This window comes from Granulosicoccus sp. 3-233 (assembly GCF_052681095.1).
This window is the reverse complement of the sequence record NZ_JBQYLE010000055.1, coordinates 1-851: the sequence shown is the minus strand read 5'-3', so window position 1 is coordinate 851 and position 851 is coordinate 1. Positions and strand designations below refer to the sequence as shown.

The window sequence follows — 851 nt, the reverse complement described above, 5'->3', positions numbered from 1 at the left end:
AATCCATTTATCACCGGTTGCCGCCATGCCTGGCTCATAGAGCACTTGCAATCGTGTTTCATCGCCCTGGATGTAGTGTAAGCGCCCAATTAACGACGTCTTCCCTTGTGTTTTCAAGACGGTCAGTATTGCCTCGTCCATTCAATCTCGCGCGAGGCACCTATGTCCCTACGAACAAGGCAGCTCCCCAGGAAACGTTCTGACAAACGCCAGTTCTGGCAACATCATGTTCGACAACAGGCGCGTGGAAAGCTGACACAGCGCAGGTATTGTGAGCGGCACGGTATCGGGTACGCCTCCTTCGTTCGATGGCGAAGGTTGTTGTCAGGAGCGCGGCAACCATCCCGGATCCAGAATTCATCTGTCAGCGCGTTTGTCCCGGTTCAGGTTGCGACGCCCAACAGACCGTCAGTAGAGGCTTTGCGTCAAGATGCGGACTCCATCGACTTGCTCTTGCCGGGCGGCATGAGAATCGAAGGCATCACGGCAGCCAACATCGAACTGGTAGCGGCGTTGGTGTCTCGACTATGAGGCAACCGGCACTCAGACCCAGCCGGCATCTGCCCAAGGTGTATCTCTACCGGCACCCGGTGGATTTCCGGAAAAGTCATCGAGGCCTGACAGCTATCGTGCAGATGGAGTTGGGACATGATCCGTTCTCGGGCACGCTGTATGTTTTCCGAAACCGGGCCAGTAACAAGATCAAGATAGTGTTCTGGGAAGACAACGGCTTCGTGATGTATTACAAGAGCCTGGCCGAGGAGAAGTTCCGGTTGCATATTCCGGGGCTTGTTGATCACTGATTCTGATCCATGGTGATCACCCGTTCTGATTGAATGTGATCATCGATT

2 protein-coding genes are annotated in these 851 nt (G+C 54.2%); both read left to right on the top strand.

Features of this window, described 5'->3' with window-relative positions:
• Positions 1–162 precede the first annotated feature (162 nt).
• Positions 163–531, top strand: a complete 369-nt coding sequence (tnpA, locus tag ACUNV4_RS30395; RefSeq protein ID WP_430882434.1) for an IS66 family insertion sequence element accessory protein TnpA — start codon at positions 163–165, stop codon at positions 529–531.
• Entirely contained in the window at positions 528–803 is a 276-nt protein-coding gene (tnpB, locus tag ACUNV4_RS30390; RefSeq protein WP_430882433.1) for an IS66 family insertion sequence element accessory protein TnpB, read from the top strand. Before tnpA ends, tnpB begins: the two co-directional genes overlap by 4 nt.
• Positions 804–851 lie beyond the last annotated feature (48 nt).

Bases quoted from the DNA above. Each gene is read 5' to 3' on its own strand.
- tnpA (WP_430882434.1), top strand. From the start codon at position 163: ATGTCCCTACGAACAAGGCAGCTCCCCAGGAAACGTTCTGACAAACGC.
- tnpB (WP_430882433.1), top strand. From the start codon at position 528: ATGAGGCAACCGGCACTCAGACCCAGCCGGCATCTGCCCAAGGTGTAT.